Genomic DNA, 3,071 nt, shown 5'->3' on the forward strand with positions numbered 1-3,071 from the left:
TCGAGTCGCAGATTGCTTGGGTGTTATATGGTCAAGCCTCACGGGCAATTAGTATTGGTTAGCTCAACGCCTCACAGCGCTTACACACCCAACCTATCAACGTCGTAGTCTTCGACGGCCCTTCAGGGAACTCAAGGTTCCAGTGAGATCTCATCTTGAGGCAAGTTTCCCGCTTAGATGCTTTCAGCGGTTATCTTTTCCGAACATAGCTACCCGGCAATGCCACTGGCGTGACAACCGGAACACCAGAGGTTCGTCCACTCCGGTCCTCTCGTACTAGGAGCAGCCCCTCTCAAATCTCAAACGTCCACGGCAGATAGGGACCGAACTGTCTCACGACGTTCTAAACCCAGCTCGCGTACCACTTTAAATGGCGAACAGCCATACCCTTGGGACCGGCTTCAGCCCCAGGATGTGATGAGCCGACATCGAGGTGCCAAACACCGCCGTCGATATGAACTCTTGGGCGGTATCAGCCTGTTATCCCCGGAGTACCTTTTATCCGTTGAGCGATGGCCCTTCCATACAGAACCACCGGATCACTAAGACCTACTTTCGTACCTGCTCGACGTGTCTGTCTCGCAGTCAAGCGCGCTTTTGCCTTTATACTCTACGACCGATTTCCGACCGGTCTGAGCGCACCTTCGTACTCCTCCGTTACTCTTTAGGAGGAGACCGCCCCAGTCAAACTACCCACCATACACTGTCCTCGATCCGGATAACGGACCTGAGTTAGAACCTCAAAGTTGCCAGGGTGGTATTTCAAGGATGGCTCCACGCAGACTGGCGTCCACGCTTCAAAGCCTCCCACCTATCCTACACAAGCAAATTCAAAGTCCAGTGCAAAGCTATAGTAAAGGTTCACGGGGTCTTTCCGTCTAGCCGCGGATACACTGCATCTTCACAGCGATTTCAATTTCACTGAGTCTCGGGTGGAGACAGCGCCGCCATCGTTACGCCATTCGTGCAGGTCGGAACTTACCCGACAAGGAATTTCGCTACCTTAGGACCGTTATAGTTACGGCCGCCGTTTACCGGGGCTTCGATCAAGAGCTTCGCGTTAGCTAACCCCATCAATTAACCTTCCGGCACCGGGCAGGCGTCACACCCTATACGTCCACTTTCGTGTTTGCAGAGTGCTGTGTTTTTAATAAACAGTCGCAGCGGCCTGGTATCTTCGACCGGCATGGGCTTACGGAGCAAGTCCTTCACCCTCACCGGCGCACCTTCTCCCGAAGTTACGGTGCCATTTTGCCTAGTTCCTTCACCCGAGTTCTCTCAAGCGCCTTGGTATTCTCTACCCAACCACCTGTGTCGGTTTGGGGTACGGTTCCTGGTTACCTGAAGCTTAGAAGCTTTTCTTGGAAGCATGGCATCAACCACTTCGTGTTCAGAAGAACACTCGTCATCAGCTCTCGGCCTTAGGATCCCGGATTTACCTAAGATCCCAGCCTACCACCTTAAACCTGGACAACCAACGCCAGGCTGGCCTAGCCTTCTCCGTCCCTCCATCGCAATAACCAGAAGTACAGGAATATTAACCTGTTTTCCATCGACTACGCTTTTCAGCCTCGCCTTAGGGACCGACTAACCCTGCGTCGATTAACGTTGCGCAGGAAACCTTGGTCTTTCGGCGTGGGTGTTTTTCACACCCATTGTCGTTACTCATGTCAGCATTCGCACTTCTGATACCTCCAGCAAGCTTCTCAACTCACCTTCACAGGCTTACAGAACGCTCCTCTACCGCATCACCCGAAGGTGATACCCGTAGCTTCGGTGCATGGTTTGAGCCCCGTTACATCTTCCGCGCAGGCCGACTCGACTAGTGAGCTATTACGCTTTCTTTAAAGGGTGGCTGCTTCTAAGCCAACCTCCTAGCTGTCTAAGCCTTCCCACATCGTTTCCCACTTAACCATGACTTTGGGACCTTAGCTGACGGTCTGGGTTGTTTCCCTTTTCACGACGGACGTTAGCACCCGCCGTGTGTCTCCCATGCTCGGCACTTGTAGGTATTCGGAGTTTGCATCGGTTTGGTAAGTCGGGATGACCCCCTAGCCGAAACAGTGCTCTACCCCCTACAGTGATACATGAGGCGCTACCTAAATAGCTTTCGAGGAGAACCAGCTATCTCCGAGCTTGATTAGCCTTTCACTCCGATCCACAGGTCATCCGCTAACTTTTCAACGGTAGTCGGTTCGGTCCTCCAGTCAGTGTTACCTAACCTTCAACCTGCCCATGGATAGATCGCCCGGTTTCGGGTCTATTCCCAGCGACTAGACGCCCTATTAAGACTCGCTTTCGCTACGCCTCCCCTATTCGGTTAAGCTCGCCACTGAAAATAAGTCGCTGACCCATTATACAAAAGGTACGCAGTCACCCAACAAAGTGGGCTCCCACTGCTTGTACGCATACGGTTTCAGGATCTATTTCACTCCGCTCTCCGCGGTTCTTTTCGCCTTTCCCTCACGGTACTGGTTCACTATCGGTCAGTCAGTAGTATTTAGCCTTGGAGGATGGTCCCCCCATGTTCAGACAAGGTTTCTCGTGCCCCGTCCTACTCGATTTCATTGACAAGAGATTTTCGCGTACAGGGCTATCACCCACTATGGCCGCACTTTCCAGAGCGTTCCGCTAATCTCAAATCAACTTAAGGGCTGGTCCCCGTTCGCTCGCCACTACTAAGGGAATCTCGGTTGATTTCTTTTCCTCAGGGTACTTAGATGTTTCAGTTCCCCTGGTTCGCCTCTTGCACCTATGTATTCAGTGCAAGATAACTGTCTTATGACAGCTGGGTTCCCCCATTCAGACACCTCCGGATCACAGTCTGTTTGCCGACTCCCCGAAGCTTTTCGCAGGCTACCACGTCTTTCATCGCCTCTGACTGCCAAGGCATCCACCGTATGCGCTTCTTCACTTGACCATATAACCCCAAGCAATCTGGTTATACTGTGAAGACGACATTCGCCGAAAGTTTGCATTTCACAAACTTTACCTTAGCCTGAAGATCCACCAGTGAAAGTGGCCTTCAGTCTATCTTTCTATCACATACCCGAATTTTTAAAGAACGATCT

Annotated in this window: 1 rRNA gene; it reads right to left on the reverse strand. The window is 51.9% G+C overall.

What is annotated here, in order from left to right:
• Positions 1-27: 27 nt before the first annotated feature.
• Positions 28-2,920: ribosomal RNA gene (locus tag ACIPOO_RS27600) — 23S ribosomal RNA — on the reverse strand.
• Positions 2,921-3,071: the final 151 nt, after the last annotated feature.

The sequence above is a fragment of the Pseudomonas sp. NPDC090201 genome (assembly GCF_044746825.1).
In the GTDB taxonomy this organism is placed as follows: Bacteria; Pseudomonadota; Gammaproteobacteria; order Pseudomonadales; family Pseudomonadaceae; genus Aquipseudomonas; species Aquipseudomonas putida_AD.